Source organism: Microbacterium sp. dk485, from assembly GCF_004570445.1.
GTDB classification, from domain to species: Bacteria; Actinomycetota; Actinomycetes; order Actinomycetales; family Microbacteriaceae; genus Microbacterium; species Microbacterium wangchenii.
The window spans coordinates 1,091,623-1,109,939 of sequence record NZ_SPQW01000001.1 but is presented as its reverse complement, the minus strand read 5'-3'; the positions used below and the strand labels follow the sequence as shown (position 1 = coordinate 1,109,939).

The window sequence follows — 18,317 nt, the reverse complement described above, 5'->3', positions numbered from 1 at the left end:
TCAGTCCCGGGCCAGCACCAGCAGGTCGCCGACCTCGCACTCCAGCGCGCGGCAGATCGCCGACAGCGTCGAATAGCGGATGGCGCGGGCCCGGTCGTTCTTGAGCACCGACAGGTTCACGATGGACACGCCCACCAGCTCCGACAGCCGCGTCAGCGTCATCCCGCGCTCGGCGAGCAGCTCGTCCAGGCGGCAGTGGATGCCGCTGGGTCCGTCGTCCTCGGCGGGGCTCACACCAGCCCCTCCGAGTCGCGCTGCAGGCGGATGCCGCGGCGGAAGGCGAGCGAAATCAGCCCCAGCACCGTGGCCCCGATCCAGACGGCGAAAAACGGCCACACCAGCGCCCACGAGTTCGGATCGAAGTCGGCCAGGCCTGCGGCCGCGAGGACCCCGTTGCGACCGAGCGTGTCGAGGAAGTACACCGCGAGGGCGCCGGCGAACATCGTCCACCCCGCCGCATCCAAGAGGCGCGGGTTCGTCGCGTCGAAGAACCGGCCGCGCAGGAAGCGCAGCGCGAGCACGGCAAACAGGGCGATGACCGTGAGGGCGGCCGCGGCGCCCACGACGATCGACGCCGCCAGCGACAGTACGGAGAGCAGGTTGGTGCCCTCGGCGGCCACGTTGCCCCACGTGACATCGACGGCGGTGGGCGGGAGGTCGTCCTGGGGTGAGAGCTCCGTGGGAACGAATCCGAACGGCACGGCCACGGAGGTGCCCTCGGGGGTGAATGTCTCGAGCCACCGGATCACGGCAGCCAGGAGGACGAACACGGCGAGGACGCCGCTGACTCCGAGCGTGGAGAGGATCTCGTTGCGCTCCTTCTTCGTCGTCTGCTCCATCACACCAGTCCTTTCGTGTCGTGCTGCATACGCGTCCCGATGGCGAACACGGCCGAGAGCAGGGCGATCCCGAGTCCCCAGCCGATGGGGCTGAGATCCAGCGACAGGGCGAAGATGAACCCCTCCGCCACCCCGCTGCCGTCATCGTGCGAGGTGATCAGCTGGGGTGGACCGAGGGAGGAGATGATCTCAGCGCGCGCGATCGCGCCGAAGACCTGCGTGCCCAGACCCGCCGCGACGACGACGATCGCGGCGCCGCCGAGGGCCACCGGCAGCGTCCGGGCGAAGGGAGCGCCCCGCAGGAGCGCGAAGGCAAGCGACGCGATCCCGACGGCGAGGACGAGCGCGAGCGCCATGGGAAGCGCGGCCTCCGCCCACAGCAGCCAGCGCGGCCCGGCAGGGAGGTCGGCGACCTCAATCCATGCGGTGTCGTACCCCGCGCCCGTGACGGCGGTGGCGGACTCGAGGAAGCCCGGCGCTGTGCTGCCGCCCAGGGGCAGGTCGTCCACGCGCAGCACGGGCGCGCTGGCGAACCACACCGCCGAGGCGAGGAGGCTGTACACGCTCAGCGGGATCGCGACGAGCGCGCCGCCTCCCACGATGGCGACGACCACGCGCTCCCCGCGGGTGAGAGCTGATGGCGAGGCGCCCTCAGCCGCCGCGTCACGCCGGCGGGCCCAGGCCACCAGGGCCGCCGCGCAGACGAGCGCGGCGACGGCGATGGCGAGCATCCCCAGATTCGTGCCGATGGCGTCCATCACACCAGTCCTTCCGTGTCGGCTTGCAGGGCGGCTCCGCGCCGGAACGCGAACGAGATGACGACGAGGATGCCGCCCACCCCGGCGAGCACCCAGTTGGCGTGGCGGATGACGACGCCTGGGGAGGGGAAGCGGTCCAGCAGGAGGGCCGCCGGTCCTTCGGATGCCTCGTACACCACGAGCCCCGCGGCATCCGCGGTGCGCAGGCCGAGGTCGCTCACCATCGCCGCGGTGGCTTCCAGCAGCAGCGCGGGGGAGAGGAAGGCGGCGAGGGTCGCCAGGATGCCGAGGGTGAGCAGGCTCGCGGCGGCGAAGCGCGAGAACGGCCGGCCGGCACGCAGACGGCGGGCGAGGGTGAAGGCGACGACGCACCCGGCCAGCACGACGACGGCGACCGCGGCGTATCCGCCCCACTTGAGCGCGCGGGCCACGGCGGGCGGATCGGGGTGGACGACGCGGACGGTGTCGAAGAACACCCACGCGTACACGTCTTCCTGCTCTACCTCGGGCACGCTGTCCAAGTCGGGCACCAGCGGAACGGACGCGGAGAACTCCCCGAACGCGATGCTCGCCGTCATGAGGATGCCGAGGAGCACGGTGCCGGCGGCCAGGACGACGGCGAGCACCTCCACCGCGCGCAGGAGGGGCCGCAGGACGGCGGGGGCGAGCCGGTTCACACCAGGCCCTCCGTGTCCCGCTGGAGCCGGAGACCGCGCCGGAAGGCGACCCCGAGCACGCCGATCGCCAACGCGGCGAACCACACCGGTGCGTACGACCAGAAGGTGGCCGGATGCAGCGGCTCGCCTTCACCTTGACCCAGCGCGGCCAGCACACCGTTGCGGCCGAAGGTGTCGAGGCCCAGCACGACGATGGTGCCGAACGCGAGCACCAGGGCGATCGCGTCGATGAGCCGCGCCGTCGCGGGGACGAAGAACCGGCCGCGGAGGAAGACCGCGCCGAGCGAGAGCACCAGGCCGATGATGGCGAGGGCGATGAGCACCTGCAGCACCAGCGAGGCCCCGATCGAGACCGCCGAGACGACGTTCACATCGGTGACGTGGACGGTCAGCGCGGTCGCCGCCCCCGACACGGGCTCGCCGTCGGCGGTGATCGCCGCCGTCACCTCCGTCTCCTCGATCGGGAAGCTCCACGCGATCCCGGCCGGCGTGAACGTGCGGGCGAACCGGGCAGACCCCTCCGCGGCGATGGCGACCATCGCGATCCCGCCGGCGATCACCATCCAGACGATGTCGGTCCGCTCCCGGGCCTCTGCGCGTGTCATCTCGGTCCCTCCCCGGCCATATCGATAATCGTTGTTATCGAGGAACGATATGTCCGACGGAAGGGGGTGTCAAGGCCTCGCTATGCCGACGGCGAACACGGCCGCCCCGCATCCGAGCGCTGGTTAGTCTCGATGTACGGCGCGCGGAAGCGTGCCTATCGACCCATTCTGGAGGGTTTGAGGATGTTCGAAAGATTCACCGACCGTGCCCGTCGAGTTGTGGTGCTCGCCCAAGAAGAGGCGAAGATGCTCAACCACAACTACATCGGCACCGAGCACATCCTGCTCGGGCTGATCCACGAGGGCGAGGGCGTGGCCGCCAAGGCCCTCGAGTCCCTCGGCATCTCGCTCGACGCCGTGCGTGAGCAGGTGCAGGACATCATCGGCCAGGGGCAGCAGCAGCCGACCGGGCACATTCCCTTCACGCCGCGCGCGAAGAAGGTGCTCGAGCTCTCGTTGCGCGAAGCGCTGCAGCTGGGCCACAACTACATCGGCACCGAGCACATCCTGCTCGGACTCATCCGCGAGGGTGAGGGCGTGGCCGCGCAGGTGCTCGTCAAGCTGGGCGCCGATCTGAACAAGGTGCGCCAGCAGGTCATCCAGCTGCTCAGCGGATACCAGGGCAAGGAGCCCGCGGGCGTCGCATCCGGCGCCGGCGAGCAGACCTCCGCCAGCGCGCAGGGAGGTTCCGCAGTGCTCGACCAGTTCGGCCGCAACCTCACGCAGGCCGCGCGCGACAACAAGCTCGACCCCGTCATCGGACGCGAGAAGGAGATCGAGCGGGTCATGCAGATCCTCTCGCGCCGCTCCAAGAACAACCCCGTCCTCATCGGCGAGCCCGGCGTCGGCAAGACCGCCGTCGTGGAGGGCCTCGCGCAGGCCATCGTCAAGGGCGATGTGCCCGAGACGCTGAAGGACAAGCAGGTCTACTCGCTCGACCTCGGATCGCTCATCGCCGGGTCCCGCTACCGCGGTGACTTCGAGGAGCGCCTGAAGAAGGTCACCAAGGAGATCCGCACGCGCGGTGACATCATCGTCTTCATCGACGAGATCCACACGCTCGTGGGTGCCGGTGCCGCCGAGGGCGCGATCGACGCCGCGTCGATCCTCAAGCCGCTGCTGGCCCGCGGCGAGCTGCAGACCATCGGTGCGACCACCCTCGACGAGTACCGCAAGCACTTCGAGAAGGATGCCGCGCTCGAGCGTCGCTTCCAGCCGATCCAGGTCGCCGAGCCGAGCCTGCCGCACGCCATCAACATCCTGAAGGGCCTGCGCGACCGGTACGAGGCGCACCACAAGGTGCAGATCACCGACGGCGCCATCGTGGCCGCGGCCAACCTCGCCGACCGCTACATCAGCGACCGGTTCCTGCCCGACAAGGCGATCGACCTGATCGACGAGGCCGGCGCCCGCCTGCGTCTGTCGATCCTGTCGAGCCCGCCCGAGCTGCGCGAATTCGACGACAAGATCGCCAAGGTGCGCGAGCAGAAGGAAGTCGCCTCCGAGGAGCAGGACTTCGAGAAGGCCGCGTCGCTGCGCGACGAGGAGAAGTCGCTCCTGGCCGAGCGTCTGCGCCTGGAGAAGCAGTGGCGTTCGGGCGACGTGGCATCCCACGCCATCGTCGACGAGGGCCTGATCGCCGAGGTGCTCGCTCAGGCCACCGGCATCCCGGTGTTCAAGCTCACCGAGGAGGAGTCCAGCCGGCTCGTCTTCATGGAGAAGGCGCTGCACCAGCGGGTCATCGGTCAGGAAGAGGCCATCTCCGCCCTGTCCAAGACGATCCGCCGCCAGCGTGCGGGTCTGAAGGACCCGAAGCGTCCGTCGGGCTCGTTCATCTTCGCCGGCCCCACGGGTGTCGGAAAGACGGAGCTGGCCAAGGCGCTCGCCGAGTTCCTCTTCGACGACGAGGGCGCGCTGATCTCCCTCGACATGTCGGAGTTCGGTGAGAAGCACACCGTCTCGCGGCTGTTCGGTGCCCCTCCCGGGTTCGTCGGCTTCGAAGAGGGTGGCCAGCTCACCGAGAAGGTGCGGCGGAAGCCCTTCTCGGTCGTGCTCTTCGACGAGATCGAGAAGGCGCACCCCGACATCTTCAACTCGCTCCTGCAGATCCTCGAGGAAGGCCGTCTCACCGACGGTCAGGGCCGCGTGGTCGACTTCAAGAACACCGTCATCATCATGACGACCAACCTGGGCGCGCGTGACATCGCGGGCGGCCCGGTCGGGTTCCAGGTCGAAGGCGACAGCGCCACCTCGTACGACCGCATGAAGGGCAAGGTCAACGAAGAGCTCAAGCGGCACTTCAAGCCCGAGTTCCTCAACCGCGTCGATGACATCATCGTCTTCCCGCAGCTGAGCAAGCCCGAGCTGGTGCAGATCGTCGACCTGTTCACCAAGCGCCTCGCCGAGCGCCTGCTCGACCGTGACATGACGATCGAGCTGTCGCAGGCGGCCAAGGAACGGCTCATCGAGATCGGGTTCGACCCGGCTCTCGGTGCGCGCCCGCTGCGCCGCGCGATGCAGCACGAGGTCGAGGACCGCTTGAGCGAGAAGATCCTGCACGGCGAGCTCGAGTCGGGCGATCACGTGAAGGTCGACGCCGAGAACGGGGAGTTCCTCTTCGAGACCGGCCCCCGCGGTGAGAAGGTCGCCGTCGGTGTGACCGGCGGCGGGGAGATCACCGCGACACCGGACATCGTCGCCGGATCCTGAGCGACACGAAGGGCGGATGCTGCGGCATCCGCCCTTCGTCGTTCCTGCGTGCGGGTCAGCGTGCGGCCAGATGCGCGTGGACGGCGGAGATCACCACCGAGCCCTCGCCCACGGCCGAGGCGACGCGCTTGAGGGAGCTGCGCCGGGTGTCGCCCACCGCGAACAACCCGGGGACGGAGGTCTCCAGCGACCCGGGCGGTGCACCTCCGCGCCACGGGTCGGGCAGGTCCTCGTCGGGAGCGGAGGACCCCGTCACGAGGTAGCCCCAGCGGTCGCGGAGGACGTCATCGGGCAGCCACTCGGTGTGTGGACGGGCACCGATCGTGACGAACAGTGCGTGGCAGGGGCGCAGTTCGCGCGCTCCGTCCGCGACGCGCTCGACCTCGACGGCGCCCAGACGCCCGTCGGCATCGGGCTGTGCCCCCACCACGCGCGACCCGGGCAGGATCTCCACGCCCAGGGCCTGAAGCTGCGTGATCAGGTAGCTCGACATGCTCGCCGCCAGCGACGGACCGCGCACGAGGAGGGTGACGGATGCGGCGTACCGGGCGAGGTGCAGCGCCGCCTGCCCGGCGGAGTTGCCGCCGCCGACCACGAGCACCGCTCGGCCGCGCTGGGCCCGGGCCTCGACGGACGACGCGCCGTAGAACACCGACGTCCCCACGAAGGGGCGCAGGGCCGCGACCGACAGTCGGCGGTACGCGATTCCGGTGGCCAGGACCACGCTGCCGGCCACCACGTGCTCGTCACCCGGGCCCACGGTGAGCGTGAACGCGGCATCCCCCTCGGCGCGCGCCAGGCCCGTGGCCTGCCGGGCGTGCGCGAACCGAGCTCCGAACGCCCACGCCTGCTGATAGGCCCGCCGCGCGAGCTCCGCCCCGGCCACGCCGCGGGGGAACCCGAGGTAGTTGCGGATGAGCGAACTCGACCCGGCCTGACCGCCCACCGAGCCGGCTTCGACGACGAGGGTCGACAGGCCCTCGGATGCGGCGTAGACCGCCGCGGCGAGGCCGCTCGGTCCTGCCCCGACGATCGCGACATCGACGGGGGAGTGCGGAAGCTCGGTGGACAGGCCAGTCGCGTGCGCGATCGCGCGGTCATCCGGGTCCTCCAGCAGGCTTCCGTCCGCGATCTGGACGACGGGTGCGCCCCGGTACGACCGGCCGGCGCGCTCGAGAAGCTCCGCCGCCCGCGGCGAGGCCGGATCCAGCCGCGTCGCCGCCAGACCGCTTCGCGCGAGCTGCGCGGCGAGCAGGTGCGTGCGGGGCGCGACGTCGGAGCCGATGATCGTGAAACCGCGTCGCTCCGGCGTGGTCGCGCGCCAGTCGCGGAGGTACTCGGTTACGGCGTGGTGGAAGTCCTCGTCGCGGGGATCTGCCGGACGCACCACGTAGAAGTCGATCAACAGATCCGACATCAGCGCCAGCACCCGGGCCGCGGTGTCGGCGTCCGCCCACGTACCCCACTCGATCAGGAGCGCGCGTCGCGCTTCCGGGAACAGGCCGGTGGCCCGGGAGAACACGGCTCTGACCGGATGCTCGGCGTCTCCCGCCGATGCCAGGACCAGCGCGACGGCCCCGCCGCCGGCGTGCAGGGTCGCCAGGGACTCCCCGCCTCCGTCGAGGGTCACGACGTCGTAGTGGGACGCGTACCGCTCCCGCAACGCGCGGACGACCCGCTCGGCGGGGTCGGGATCGACCACCGCGATGACGGGGCGGGGCGGCGACGGAGCGGGCATGACACTCCCACGGTCGGGGTGGACCCCGGCAGTGTAGACCCTCCCGCCGAGCCGCGGCCAGGCCCACTCGTTCTAGGCTGGACACATGAGCGCGTTCACGGTCCGGCCCGCCCGCACGGCCGACGTCCGCGGCATCCATCGGCTCCTCGACCCGTACGTCCAGCGGCGCATCCTCCTCGGCAAGGACCTCGTGGTGCTCTACGAGTCGGTGCAGCAGTTCGTCGTCGCCGAGGCCGACGGCGAGCTCATCGGCTGCGGCGCGCTCCACGTCATCTGGGAGGATCTCGCCGAGATCCGCACCCTCATCGTCGTGGACGAATGGCTGCACCGCGGTGTGGGCCGAGCACTCGTGGCCGCGCTGGAGGACGAAGCGCGCGAGCTGGGCGTGCAGCGCCTGTTCTGCCTCACGTTCGAGGTGGACTTCTTCACCCGGCGCGGCTTCGCCCCGATCGGCGAGCAGGTCGTCGACCCCGACGTGTACTCGCAGCTGGTGCGCAGCCCCGACGAGGGCGTCGCGGAGTTCCTCGACCTCGCCCACGTCAAGCCGAACACCCTGGGCAACACGCGGATGCTGAAGACGCTGTAGCGCGTCACACCGGGCGTGCCGCCCGGGCGCCCGGCGCTGCCGCGCCTACCCTGGGAGCATGAGCGGTTCCTCTCCGCGACGGCGGCACTCTCCGGCGGTCTACCGGCGCCGTCGGCTCGTCCTCCTGCTCGTCGTGCTGCTCGTGGTGGGCGGGCTCGTGTGGCTGTTCGTCGCACAGCCGTGGCGCAGCGCCGCCCAGCCCATCGCGACGCCGAGCCCCAGCCCGTCGACCAGTCAGACCCCTACCACCTCCCCGACCCCGTCCGAGGCGCCCACCGAGACACCTCCGGCTGAGGGCGAGGAGGAGGTCCCCAACCCCGAGCTCACCCCGACCGCGGATGCGTGTCTGCCCGGCGATCTCACGATCGAGGCGCTCACCGATCAGCAGGCCTACGCCGCAGGACAGAACCCGCAGCTGTCCATTCGCCTGGTCAACCGCAGCGACACCGACTGCACGCTCAACGTCGGCACGAGCGCGCAGTCGTTCACCGTCTCCAGCGGGAGCGACGTGTGGTGGCGCTCCACCGATTGCCAGACCGAGCCCAGCGACATGATCGTGCTCCTGACGGCAGGTCAGGAGACCACGAGCTCGGCTCCGCTGACGTGGGATCGCACGCGGTCATCCGTCGACACGTGCGACGGTGACCGCCCGAGCGCGCCCGGTGGCGGAGCGACGTACCACCTCAGCGTGTCGATCGGCGGGATCGCGTCGACGAACACCGCCCCGTTCATCCTGCAATGACCCGGGACTTTTGTCCCCCAAACGGCGGACAGACGTGAACCGATCGGTGAAGCTACAGTAGATACGCTCCTGCATCCAAGGATCGCACGGCTGTCCCCAGCAGCCGGGCCCCCGGTGTTCCCCAAGCGCCCATGGCCCGCGGTCCTGCAGAACGCACGAGGCCCTCTCGAATCCGCCAGCCCCCAACTGGGGGATCCGAGAGGGCCTCCCCTTTTCCGGCAGCCGGGTGACCGCGGCTTCAGCACCGTGAGGGTCCGCCGTTAGGCTGAAGGGATGCCGAGGAAGAAGGGGCGCAAGGACGCCGAGCTGGAGTTCCGCAACACGGTGCTGGCCGATGCGCTGCAGACGCAGGACATGGCAGCCGTCGCCTTCGCGCTGCGCCACGGGCCCACCGTGGTGCCGCTCCTGCGGATGGGTGCCCGGGACAACCCGCTGGATTCCGGCGAGGTCTGGACCTACCGTGACCCCGACACCGGCGACATCGCCCTCCTGCTCTTCAGCGACGCGGCACACAAGCCCGCGACGCTGCCACCGGGGGTCGCGCTGCAGTCTCCCGCCTGGCTGCGCGCATTCCTGCAGGCCCACAGCGATCGCATCACGACGGTCTTCTTCGACATCGCCGGTCCGCATCCCCTGCAGGCGACGCCTGCGGATCTGCTTGCCGCGCTCGACCTCTGACCCGTTCAGGGAAGCGGCGACACTCCGCGTGAACTCGCGCGGACGCGGTCTGAGGTGGCAGACTCGGCCGGATGGAGTACCTCCTCGTCGGCGTCGTGTGCGCCGCAGGCCTCGTCCTACCGGTCGTCCTGGGCTTCGCGCAGCAGCAGCAGCAGCGCCGCCGCCGCACCGGTCCTCCCGGCCGTTCGCACGGCGCCTTCTGACCGACCCTCGACAGCTTCAGGGGTCGACCCGGGTTCCGTGGGAGGCCGAGGCGCTCAGAAGTCCGGGACGTCGCCGGGGTCGGCGCGGCGACGGGTCTGCAGGTCGCGGAGTGCGCGATCGATCGAGCGCGAGGACGCGTCGAGCACCGTGTGATACCCCAGACGGGATGCCTCGCCCGCGCGCTGTGCGGACTGGGTGACGGGCCGGATCTCACCCGTCAGCGTCAGCTCTCCGATGGCGGCCGTGCGGTGGGAGATCGTATGGTCGCGCACGGCGTTGGCCACCGCGATGGCGATGGCGAGGTCGGCGGCCGGCTCGACGAGGCGCACGCCCCCCACCGTCGAGACGTAGACGTCCTTGTCCGACACCTTCACACGCGCCCTCCGCTCCAGCACCGCGAGCACCATCGCCACACGCGCCGAGTCGACGCCGTTCACGACGCGGCGCGGGTTGGGGGCGGTCGTGTCGATCGTGAGCGCCTGCACCTCCACCGGCAGCGCGCGCCGGCCCTCCAACGCAATGGTCACGCACGTGCCGGGAACGGGATCGCCGTGGCCGAGGAACAGCGCGCTGGGGTCGGGCACCTCGGCGATCCCCGCACCGGTCATGTCGAAGCATCCGACCTCGTCGGTGGGGCCGAACCGGTTCTTCAGGGCGCGCACGAAACGCAGCGACGTCTGCCGGTCGCCCTCGAACTGGCACACGACGTCGACGAGGTGCTCGAGGATGCGGGGGCCGGCGATGGAGCCGTCCTTCGTCACGTGCCCCACGATGATGACCGGCAGCGCACGCTCCTTCGCCACACGGATGAGCGTGGATGCCACTTCCCGCACCTGGCTCGGCTGGCCGGCGGCTCCGTCGCTCAGCGCCGACGACACCGTCTGCACGGAGTCGACGATGAGCAGCTCGGGCCGCACCTCGTCGATGTGCCCGAGGATGGTGGCCAGATCGGTCTCCGCCGCCAGGTACAGCTCGTCGTGCAGCGCTCCGGTCCGCTCGGCACGCAGCCGCACCTGCGCGGTGGACTCCTCCGCACTGGCGTACAGGACCCGGCGACCGGCGCGCGCGCTCTGCGCCGCCACTTCCAGGAGCAGTGTCGACTTGCCCACGCCCGGCTCGCCGCTGAGCAGGATGGCGGCGCCGGGGACGACGCCGCCGCCGAGGACGCGGTCGAACTCGCCCACACCGCTCGTGCGACGCGGCGCATCCTGGGTGTCGATCGCGGTGATCGGACGTGCGCTCCTCGAGGCGCCGGGGGCGACGGCGGCCACCGTGCGGGTGATCCCGGTCTGCTCGGCGGCTTCCACGACGGTGCCCCACTGCTGGCATTCACCGCAGCGGCCGACCCACTTGAGGGTCGTCCACCCGCACTCGGTGCACCGGTACGGCACGGTCGTGGAGGGCTTTCGCGCGGGCATGCCTCCAGGCTACGCGTGCCCACCGACAGCGCTCCCGCGGAGTCTCCCCGCGCTTCTGTAGAGGCGCGGAGTCGCATGTGGTAACGTTGCCACAATTTCGCAGCGCTCCCCGCCCCGCGGAGGAGCACGAGCCCCGATCCGATGATGGGCAGACGTCCATCCAGAGGAGTGCAGAGCGTGACCGAGGACGTCATCGGCGTGGGGGTCGCGGGCTTCTGGCACGTGCATGCGGACGACTACGCGCGCGAAACCGAGGCTCATCCGGGAACCCGCGTGGCCGCCGCGTGGGATGACGAACCGGGCCGGGCCCGGGAGGGCGCGGCGCGCTGGGGCGTCGAGCGCGCCGAGAGCCTCGACGCGCTGCTCGCGCACCCGCGCGTCGACGCGATCACCGTCACGACCGCCACCGCCGACCACACCGGCGTCATCGGGCGGGCGATCGAGGCGGGCAAGCACGTCTTCACCGAGAAGCTCCTGGCGCCCACCGTGGCGGAGTCGCAGCGACTCGCCGACGCGGCCGCAGCCAAGGGCGTGGCGCTCGTGGTGTCGCTGCCGCAGCTGACGAACCCGGTGATGGTCGCCGCCGCCGACCTCGTCGACCGGGGCACGCTCGGCGCCGTCACCTACGCCCGCGTGCGGATGGCGCACGACGGCTGGCTCACCGGATCGCTGCCCGACCGCTTCGCCGACCCGGTCGCCGCCATCGGCGGGGCGTTCACCGACCTCGGCTGCCACCCCGCGTACCTCGTCCAGCGCCTGCTCGGCGCGTATCCGGAGAGGGTGTCGGCGGTCTACACGCGCGTCACCGGCCGCGAGGTCGAGGACAACGCCGTGGTCGTCGCGGCCTACCCCGACGGGGCCCTCGGTGTCGCCGAGGCCAGCTTCGTCACCACGCCCGGAGCGCTGGCGATGGAGGTGCGCGGCACCGAAGCGTCGCTGCTCCACGGATTCGGCAGGGGCGGACTGCACGCCAAGGGCGGGCCCTTCGGCGACGAATGGGTCCCCGTGCCGCTGCGTCCGCCGCCGCCCACGCCGTTCGAGCTGTGGGTGGACGCCATCCGCGGGCGAGCGGATGCCTCCGCCAACGTGTCGGCCGCGATCGACCTCACGCGGTTCATCGTCGCCGCCAACACCGCCGCCGCCGCGAATCCGCGTGCCGGCTTCGACCCGGAAGGACCCTCATGACCGGCAAGGTGCGGATCGGACTCATCGGCGCGGGCGGCATCGCCGGCGCGCATGTCGACGGGTACCGCCGGAACCCCGAGACCGTGGAGCTCGTGGCGGTCGCCGACCCCGTCCGGGAGAGCGCGGAGAAGCGCCGCGGGAGCGCCGGCGTGCGCATCTTCGCGGACTATCGCGAGATGATCGCCGCCGGCGGGCTGGATGCGGTGGACATCTGCCTGCCGCACCACCTCCACGCCGACGCGGTCATCGCCGCCGCCGACGCGGGTCTGCACGTGCTGTGCGAGAAGCCCCTGTGCCTGACTCTGGAGGAAGCGGGGGCGATCACCCGGGCGGTGGAGCGCAGCGGGGTCACGGTGATGTGCGCGCACAACCAGCTCTTCCTGCCCGCCGTCGCCGAGGCCAAGCGCCTCATCGACAGCGGCGCGCTCGGCCGCGTGTACGAGGTGCGCACGACCGACAGCTTCTTCAACGACTTCACGCCGGAGAGCATGGGATGGCGCGCGCGTGCGGAGACCTCCGGGGGCGGCGAGCTCATCGACACCGGCTACCACCCGCTCTACCTCATGCAGCACCTCGCCGGGGGAGCCCCGGTGGAGGTCGCCGCGATGCTCTCGCGCCACCGCCTCGAGTTCATGGAGGGCGAGGATTCCGCGCAGGTGCTCGTCCGCTACGACAACGGGGTGGTGGGTCACGTCGTCACCAGCTGGGCGTACGAGCCGGCCCTGGGGACGGAGAAGTTCTCGCTCGTGGCCGAGCGGGGTTCGCTGAGCTCGGACGGCATCACACTCACCTACCGGGTGCGGGGCGAAGCGCCGGTGACGCGCGAGTTCGCTCCCGTGCACGAATTCGAAGCCGAGGTGGGCCACTTCGCCGACAGCGTGCGCAACGGCACGCGCCCGATCCAGACCCACGAGGAGGGGATCGATGTGCTCGGGGTGATCCTCGCGGCCTACGAGTCCTCCCTCACCGGCTCGATCGCGCGCGTCGGGGCGCACCCCGTCGGGCATCGCTGAGGCCTCGTCCGCTCCGCTGCGGCCTCATACCTTCTCGGGCTCGGCCCGCGGCAGGGCGAGCTGGGCCAGCAGCACCTCGGCGAGGTCGCGGGGCCGCTCGATCTGCGGCCATCTCCCCGACGGCAGATCCACGAGCGTGAGGTCGGAGATGCGGGCGAGCTCGCGGACCGGATCGATGCCGGCGGCCACCCACCGGCGCACATCGTCGGTGGTGAACTCCGTCGCCACGACCGTGGCGGGTACCGCGAAGCGCCGGTCGTCGGTGAGGCGCTGCACGGCGTCGAGCACGTGTGAGGCGTTCTCGCTCATGCGCCGGTGCAGTCCGCCCAGACCGGGATCCACGGCGCTCAGCCCTGCCGTGTGGGTCGTGACCCCGCGGGCGTCCACCGTGAACCCGCTCAGCACCCGCGCGCCGTCCGCGCTCGGGAACCCGCCGACGTGGATGGCGCAGGCGACGCCGTCGGGGCGCTGACTGACCGCCGCGTGCACGAGCCCGCACGCTTCGGCATGGCCGACCACGACGACCTTCCCCTCGCACTGGTCGATCGCGGCGACGATGGCGGCCACGTGATCGGCGAGCCAGATGCCGTTGCGGTTCGCGGTGCGCGAGTGCAGTCCCTGCAGCGTCAGCGCGGACGGGCGGTGGCCCGCCGCGGCCAGCAGCTCGGAGACATCCGCCCAGGAGGAGGCGTCGAGCCACAGGCCGGGAACCAGGATGACATCCATCGCACCTCCTCGCCGGCGATTCCTCGCCGCACCGACATGCTCGCGCAGCCCCGGCCCCGGCGGAAGGGCTTGTGGCCCCGGGACGCCTGTGGGGTCACCGGCGGCCCGTGGCATCCGTGACGCCGGGCGGGCTCATGCCGGCTCCTCACCGAGCGGCCACTCCAGCAGGTCGACCTCGACGATGGGGGCTTCGGGGTCCAGCGGGATGCGGAAGGTACGCACCTGGTGCGGGCCGAAGTCCTCTTCGATCGTGCGGCCGACCAGCGGGAGCGCGATCCGGGCCGACCCCGGCAGGCCGCGGGTCTCGACGGCCCGCACGATGAGGCCGGCCGCTGCCGCGTCCGGGACGTCTTCGCTGCCTTTGACCGCGGTGACCATGACGGCGCCGCCGCCGTCGTCGACGAAGCTGCCGCGGGGCGGAAGGTCGCCGGGGTGGAACGACTCCAGCTGCGCACGCACGGGCGACCCGAGCACCGCGGCCCGCCGCGTCGGCTGAGCGGCGCGCCAGTCGCCGCCGTGCGGGATGAGCTCGAGGCTGAACCGCTGCACGCCCTGGTCGTGGAAGGAGTACACGCCCTCCGGATCGAGCAGGCGGGGATCGTGCCACGAGTACACGGGGCTCCGCACCGCCGTGATGCCGATGCTCGCCGTTCCCAGCCCGGCGGTGCCGGCGGGGGAGACGTCCCACCCGTGCTTGGTCGTGCACACGACCGTGAGCCCGGCGGGGGTCCCGGCGATCGTGCCGGTGAGATCGACCCACGACTGAGCGGGCTCCTCGGCGCCGTCGACGGGGCGTTCGAGGGTCGCGTAGGGGATCTCGTACGTGGCGGCCGGATGCTCGAGCCCGACGGGGAACCGGAGCTTCAGCAGGTGCGCGTGCTCGCGCCAGTCCAGCGTCACGTCCACCCGCAGCGCGCGGGCGTCGTGGGAGAGGAGGTACTCCTCGACGAGAGTGCTGGCGCCCCATCCGCGTTCCACGCGCACGCGCGAGCGCAGCGGGCCGGTCTCGCGCACGACGATGCGCTTCAGGTGGAAGGCGGCGCCGGGCCAGGCGTAGGAGATGACCCGGTGGCCCCACGTGTCGGTGGGGTCTTCGCAGACGGCGGTGCGCGGCTGACCGCGCGTGCCGGCCAGCGGGTCGACGCCGGTGGTCTTGTCTCGGAGCGAGACGACGTCGCCGGTGGCGGCGTCGAGCTCCACGCGCAGATGTGCGTTCTCCAGAACGGTGCCGTCGCCGGCGACACGTACGCCCTCGTCCGCGGGAAGCGCGGGCCCGGGGAGCAGGCGGTAGAGCGCGTAGCCCAGCGCGGGCACGTCGGCGCGGAAGGTGACCGCCCCGCGGCTGAGGTCGCTGGTCGTGGCCGTGGACTGCGTGGCCTGCGACAGCACGGAGGTGCCGACATGGTCGACGACGCGCACGCCGTGCGGCTGCGCGCTGTACTGCAGGTCGACGTCGACCGACACCGGCCACGGATGCGGATTGAAGACCACGACCGGCTGGGTCGCGGCATCCGCGGGGATGTCGATCCGCCGGGCGATGCGGTTGTGCACCCGCGTGATGATGCGCTTCGAGATGGCGACGGCCTCGCCCAGCTGGTCGCGCGCATCGTCGTACGACGGTTCGATCGCCGACCCCGGCAGGATGTCGTGGAACTGGTTGAAGAGGATCTGCTTCCAGGCGCGCTCGAGGTCGTCGCGCGGGTAGAGGGCCCCCGTGAGGGCGCCCTCGACCGCGGCCCACCGCTCGGCGGACAGGGCGGCGAACTGCGCGCGGCGCTGCCACGCCTTGATGCCCGAATGCGAGGAGTAGCACCCCGGCGCGTGGTGCTGCAGGTCGTCGCGGCGCACGGCCAGGGTGTCGAGGAACCCCGCCCCGCGCGTGAGCATCTCATCGAAGTACGCGCGCGGCGACGACATCGTCATCCTCCCGAAGGTGCCCATCCGGTCGTAGCGGTGGATCGATTCGATGTTGGCCTTCGTGGGCCCGCCACCATGGTTGCCGACGCCGTAGAACACCATCATCTGCCCGAGCGAGCGGTCGAGCTGACCGAGCGATTTCTCCGTCTGGAACGACACGTCGCCGGGCGCGCTGCCGTACTCGAAGGGGATGCGGTAGGTCAGCACGCGGGATCCGTCGGGCGACTCCCAGTGGAACAGCGTGTCGTCGAGGTCGCCCTCGTGCGGACCGGGCCGCAGGAAGCAGTAGGAGTCCATGCGCTGGCCCCGCAGGATCTGCGGGATCGTCGCGCTGTGCCCGAAGGGGTCGACGTTCATGCCGACGGTCGCGATCCGCCCGAAGCGGGAGTGCAGGTAGCGCTGACCGTACAGCCCCTGGCGCGCGAACGACTCGCCCATCGGCATGTTGCAGTCCGGCTCCACCCACCACCCGCCGACGTTGACCCACCGCCCCTCGGCGACGCGGTGGGCGATGCGGGCGAACAGATCCGGGTCCTGCTCCTCGACCCACGACAGCAGCACGATCTGATCGCACGTGAAGACGAAGTCGGGGTACTCGTCCATCCGGTCCAGGGCGCTCGCGAACGTCGCCCGCGCTTCCTGGTACCCCTCCTGCCACGGCCACAGCCACACCGGATCCAGGTGCGCGTTGCCGATCATGTGCAGCGTGCGGTCGGGGGTCGCGGCCGGCCGCGGGGACGGGGCGAGGCCGTGAGGCTGCCGGCCGGAGGGTGCGTTGGCAACCGGTGCGCGGTGGGCAGGCATCGATGCCTCTTCGTTCACGTCCGGTTCCCCCTGGCGTGTCGCGACGCGCGTCGTCGGTCCTGGGAACGATGCCGGTGTGACATCGTTCCCACATAGTATCGACGCGTACGCATGCGCCGCCAGTGTCGCATCGAGGGCGGCGGATGCGCCGTTCGAGGAGGAGATCCCGGTGACCGCTGCATCCGCTCCGACGTCGCACCCCCGCCCCGACGTGCTCGTCATCCAGTGCGACTCACTGCCGCCCGACCTCGTCGGCGCGTACGGAGACCCCCATGGCGCCACCCCGGCGATCGACGCCCTGGCTGCGCGCGGCGCGGTCTTCGACGCATCCTGCAACGCGCCGCTGTGCACTCCGTCACGAGCCGCCATGGTCACCGGGCGCCTGGCCAGCCGCCTGGACTGCTACGACAACGCCGGCGAGTTCTCCGCCGAGCATCCCACGATGGCCCACGCCTTCGGCGCCCTGGGTTATCGGACGGCGATCATCGGCAAGATGCACTTTCTCGGCCACGATCAGCACCACGGGTTCGATGAGCGCCTCGCCCTCGACACCGACTACAGCACGGGCTACGACCCGCGGCTGTACGCCCTCGCGTACGACTGGGACAGGCCCAGCGGAGGCAACCCGAACAGCCCCGACATGATGGGCGAGTCCTACCTCGCCGCCGAATCGAGCTCCGCCTATCGCGAGCGCTTCCGGCCGGGACTGCACGACGAGCGTGATGCCCGCATCCATGCCGAGGCACTCGCCTACCTCGGCCGCGACCACACCGAGCCGTTCCTCGCGATCGTCTCCTACCACGCGCCGCACAACCCGTTCTGGGCTCCGGATGACGACGTGGCACGCTTCGACGGCGCGTTTCCCCGCCTGCGCGCCGAAGTGGTGGCCGAGGCGGGGATCATGGACCGCTGGCTCAACGACTTCCACTACGTGCCGCAGGTGCAGGAGCGGCTGATGGATGCGGCCAACCTGCGGTGGATGTACGCGACGGTCTACGCGATGCTCCACGAGCTGGACCGGCGGGTGGGGGAGCTCCTCGAGGCGCTGCCGCATCCCGAGCGCACCGTCGTGGTGTTCGTCAGCGACCACGGCGACATGCTGGGGGACCGCGGGATGCTGCAGAAGCGCACGTTCTACGAACGGTCGGTGCGCGTCCCGCTCATCGTGAGCGGACCGGGCATCGCGGAGGGCGTGCGGTGCGCGACCCCCGTGAGCCTCGTGGACCTGTTCCCGACGCTGGCGGGGCTCGTCGGCGCACCGCTTCCGGCCGACCTGGACGGGGTGGACGTGGGCGCAGCGCTCGCGGGTGGCGACGCGTCGCAGCATCCGGTGGTCTCGGAGTACCACGGCGAGGGCGTCCATGCGCCGTGCTTCCTGCTGCGCGAGGGCGATGTGAAGTACGTCCTCGTGCACGGCTTCGAAGAGCGGCTGTACGACCTGGCCGCCGATCCGGGGGAGCGCGCCGACCTCGCAGGCTCGCCCGAGCACGCCGCGCTGCTGACCCGGATGCGCGCCGACCTGCGGAGGCTCGTCGATCCGGACGACGTGGCGCGCCGCGCTCGCGCCTCCCAGCGGCGGCGGGGCTACATCCATCGCGCCGTCGTGGGCTCCGCCGCATCCGGCTGACGCCCTTCGCGCGTGCGCGCCGTCGGAGGATCGCACGAAGGTCGGAGGATGCGGCGCGCATCGCCCGACGTGGGTGCGATCCTCCGACCTA

Annotated in this window: 17 protein-coding genes; 8 read left to right on the top strand and 9 right to left on the bottom strand. The window is 71.3% G+C overall.

What is annotated here, in order from left to right; translation table 11 throughout:
• The 5 genes from E4V99_RS05155 to E4V99_RS05135 are packed head-to-tail and all read right to left on the bottom strand — an operon-like array spanning nucleotide 1 to nucleotide 2,879.
• Nucleotides 1-234 carry a helix-turn-helix transcriptional regulator gene (locus E4V99_RS05155; RefSeq protein WP_135062804.1) on the bottom strand — a complete coding sequence of 78 codons (234 nt, stop codon included), beginning with the start codon at nucleotides 232-234 and terminating at the stop codon, nucleotides 1-3.
• On the bottom strand, nucleotides 231-839 hold the full coding sequence (locus E4V99_RS05150; RefSeq protein ID WP_135116587.1) for a DUF2975 domain-containing protein: 609 nt from the start codon (nucleotides 837-839) through the stop codon (nucleotides 231-233). Before E4V99_RS05150 ends, E4V99_RS05155 begins: the two co-directional genes overlap by 4 nt.
• On the bottom strand, nucleotides 839-1,597 hold the full coding sequence (locus E4V99_RS05145; RefSeq protein WP_135116586.1) for a hypothetical protein: 759 nt from the start codon (nucleotides 1,595-1,597) through the stop codon (nucleotides 839-841). The genes E4V99_RS05150 and E4V99_RS05145 overlap by 1 nt, the downstream gene beginning before the upstream one ends.
• Complete coding sequence (locus E4V99_RS05140; protein ID WP_135116585.1) at nucleotides 1,597-2,274, bottom strand: hypothetical protein; 678 nt, start codon at nucleotides 2,272-2,274, stop codon at nucleotides 1,597-1,599. The genes E4V99_RS05145 and E4V99_RS05140 overlap by 1 nt, the downstream gene beginning before the upstream one ends.
• A complete protein-coding gene (locus E4V99_RS05135; RefSeq protein WP_135062809.1) occupies nucleotides 2,271-2,879 on the bottom strand; it encodes a hypothetical protein in 609 nt (202 codons plus the stop codon). The genes E4V99_RS05140 and E4V99_RS05135 overlap by 4 nt, the downstream gene beginning before the upstream one ends.
• A gap of 183 nt (nucleotides 2,880-3,062) precedes the next feature.
• On the opposite strand from E4V99_RS05135, the gene E4V99_RS05130 reads away from it, so the two are divergent.
• The gene (locus tag E4V99_RS05130; RefSeq protein ID WP_135062811.1) at nucleotides 3,063-5,588 is read left to right on the top strand and encodes an ATP-dependent Clp protease ATP-binding subunit; all 2,526 of its coding nucleotides are present in this window, start codon (nucleotides 3,063-3,065) and stop codon (nucleotides 5,586-5,588) included.
• A gap of 55 nt (nucleotides 5,589-5,643) precedes the next feature.
• On the opposite strand, the gene E4V99_RS05125 is transcribed toward E4V99_RS05130, so the two are convergent.
• Nucleotides 5,644-7,326, bottom strand: coding sequence for an FAD-dependent oxidoreductase (locus E4V99_RS05125; protein WP_135116584.1), 1,683 nt, complete (start codon nucleotides 7,324-7,326; stop codon nucleotides 5,644-5,646).
• Between the two features lie 85 nt (nucleotides 7,327-7,411).
• On the opposite strand from E4V99_RS05125, the gene E4V99_RS05120 reads away from it, so the two are divergent.
• The 4 genes from E4V99_RS05120 (at nucleotide 7,412) to E4V99_RS18710 (ending at nucleotide 9,535) form a co-directional block, all read left to right on the top strand.
• Nucleotides 7,412-7,912: an amino-acid N-acetyltransferase gene (locus tag E4V99_RS05120; RefSeq protein WP_135062815.1), complete on the top strand. Its 501-nt coding sequence runs from the start codon at nucleotides 7,412-7,414 to the stop codon at nucleotides 7,910-7,912.
• Nucleotides 7,913-7,970: 58 nt separating this feature from the next.
• A complete protein-coding gene (locus tag E4V99_RS05115; RefSeq protein ID WP_209305593.1) occupies nucleotides 7,971-8,654 on the top strand; it encodes a hypothetical protein in 684 nt (227 codons plus the stop codon).
• A gap of 273 nt (nucleotides 8,655-8,927) precedes the next feature.
• Complete coding sequence (locus tag E4V99_RS05110) at nucleotides 8,928-9,332, top strand: dehydrogenase (RefSeq protein WP_135116583.1); 405 nt, start codon at nucleotides 8,928-8,930, stop codon at nucleotides 9,330-9,332.
• Nucleotides 9,333-9,403: 71 nt separating this feature from the next.
• Nucleotides 9,404-9,535 (top strand): hypothetical protein, encoded by a 132-nt coding sequence (locus E4V99_RS18710; protein WP_280790768.1) that lies wholly within the window; start codon nucleotides 9,404-9,406, stop codon nucleotides 9,533-9,535.
• A 54-nt stretch (nucleotides 9,536-9,589) separates the two neighbouring features.
• Here the strand turns inward: E4V99_RS18710 and radA are convergent, their stop codons facing one another.
• A complete protein-coding gene (gene radA / locus E4V99_RS05105) occupies nucleotides 9,590-10,954 on the bottom strand; it encodes a DNA repair protein RadA (protein WP_135062819.1) in 1,365 nt (454 codons plus the stop codon).
• 177 nt (nucleotides 10,955-11,131) lie between these two features.
• Here radA and E4V99_RS05100 point away from each other — a divergent pair, with 177 nt between their 5' ends.
• Both E4V99_RS05100 and E4V99_RS05095 read left to right on the top strand, forming a co-directional pair.
• Complete coding sequence (locus tag E4V99_RS05100; RefSeq protein ID WP_135116582.1) at nucleotides 11,132-12,139, top strand: Gfo/Idh/MocA family oxidoreductase; 1,008 nt, start codon at nucleotides 11,132-11,134, stop codon at nucleotides 12,137-12,139.
• Nucleotides 12,136-13,152 carry a Gfo/Idh/MocA family oxidoreductase gene (locus E4V99_RS05095; protein WP_135062831.1) on the top strand — a complete coding sequence of 339 codons (1,017 nt, stop codon included), beginning with the start codon at nucleotides 12,136-12,138 and terminating at the stop codon, nucleotides 13,150-13,152. The genes E4V99_RS05100 and E4V99_RS05095 overlap by 4 nt, the downstream gene beginning before the upstream one ends.
• A 24-nt stretch (nucleotides 13,153-13,176) precedes the next feature.
• Here the strand turns inward: E4V99_RS05095 and E4V99_RS05090 are convergent, their stop codons facing one another.
• Complete coding sequence (locus E4V99_RS05090) at nucleotides 13,177-13,878, bottom strand: alpha/beta fold hydrolase (protein WP_135116581.1); 702 nt, start codon at nucleotides 13,876-13,878, stop codon at nucleotides 13,177-13,179.
• A gap of 132 nt (nucleotides 13,879-14,010) precedes the next feature.
• Complete coding sequence (locus tag E4V99_RS05085; RefSeq protein WP_135116580.1) at nucleotides 14,011-16,599, bottom strand: alpha-mannosidase; 2,589 nt, start codon at nucleotides 16,597-16,599, stop codon at nucleotides 14,011-14,013.
• A 169-nt stretch (nucleotides 16,600-16,768) separates the two neighbouring features.
• Between E4V99_RS05085 and E4V99_RS05080 the strand changes: the two genes are divergently transcribed.
• A complete protein-coding gene (locus E4V99_RS05080; protein ID WP_167758077.1) occupies nucleotides 16,769-18,226 on the top strand; it encodes a sulfatase-like hydrolase/transferase in 1,458 nt (485 codons plus the stop codon).
• The last annotated feature ends 91 nt before the right edge of the window (nucleotides 18,227-18,317 follow it).

Coding starts and splice junctions, on each gene's coding strand:
- E4V99_RS05150 (WP_135116587.1), bottom strand. CDS start 839: ATGGAGCAGACGACGAAGAAGGAGCGCAACGAGATCCTCTCCACGCTC.
- E4V99_RS05125 (WP_135116584.1), bottom strand. CDS start 7,326: ATGCCCGCTCCGTCGCCGCCCCGCCCCGTCATCGCGGTGGTCGATCCC.
- E4V99_RS05090 (WP_135116581.1), bottom strand. CDS start 13,878: ATGGATGTCATCCTGGTTCCCGGCCTGTGGCTCGACGCCTCCTCCTGG.
- E4V99_RS05085 (WP_135116580.1), bottom strand. CDS start 16,599: ATGCCTGCCCACCGCGCACCGGTTGCCAACGCACCCTCCGGCCGGCAG.
- E4V99_RS05110 (WP_135116583.1), top strand. CDS start 8,928: ATGCCGAGGAAGAAGGGGCGCAAGGACGCCGAGCTGGAGTTCCGCAAC.
- E4V99_RS05095 (WP_135062831.1), top strand. CDS start 12,136: ATGACCGGCAAGGTGCGGATCGGACTCATCGGCGCGGGCGGCATCGCC.
- radA (WP_135062819.1), bottom strand. CDS start 10,954: ATGCCCGCGCGAAAGCCCTCCACGACCGTGCCGTACCGGTGCACCGAG.
- E4V99_RS05135 (WP_135062809.1), bottom strand. CDS start 2,879: ATGACACGCGCAGAGGCCCGGGAGCGGACCGACATCGTCTGGATGGTG.
- E4V99_RS05145 (WP_135116586.1), bottom strand. CDS start 1,597: ATGGACGCCATCGGCACGAATCTGGGGATGCTCGCCATCGCCGTCGCC.
- E4V99_RS18710 (WP_280790768.1), top strand. CDS start 9,404: ATGGAGTACCTCCTCGTCGGCGTCGTGTGCGCCGCAGGCCTCGTCCTA.
- E4V99_RS05115 (WP_209305593.1), top strand. CDS start 7,971: ATGAGCGGTTCCTCTCCGCGACGGCGGCACTCTCCGGCGGTCTACCGG.
- E4V99_RS05120 (WP_135062815.1), top strand. CDS start 7,412: ATGAGCGCGTTCACGGTCCGGCCCGCCCGCACGGCCGACGTCCGCGGC.
- E4V99_RS05130 (WP_135062811.1), top strand. CDS start 3,063: ATGTTCGAAAGATTCACCGACCGTGCCCGTCGAGTTGTGGTGCTCGCC.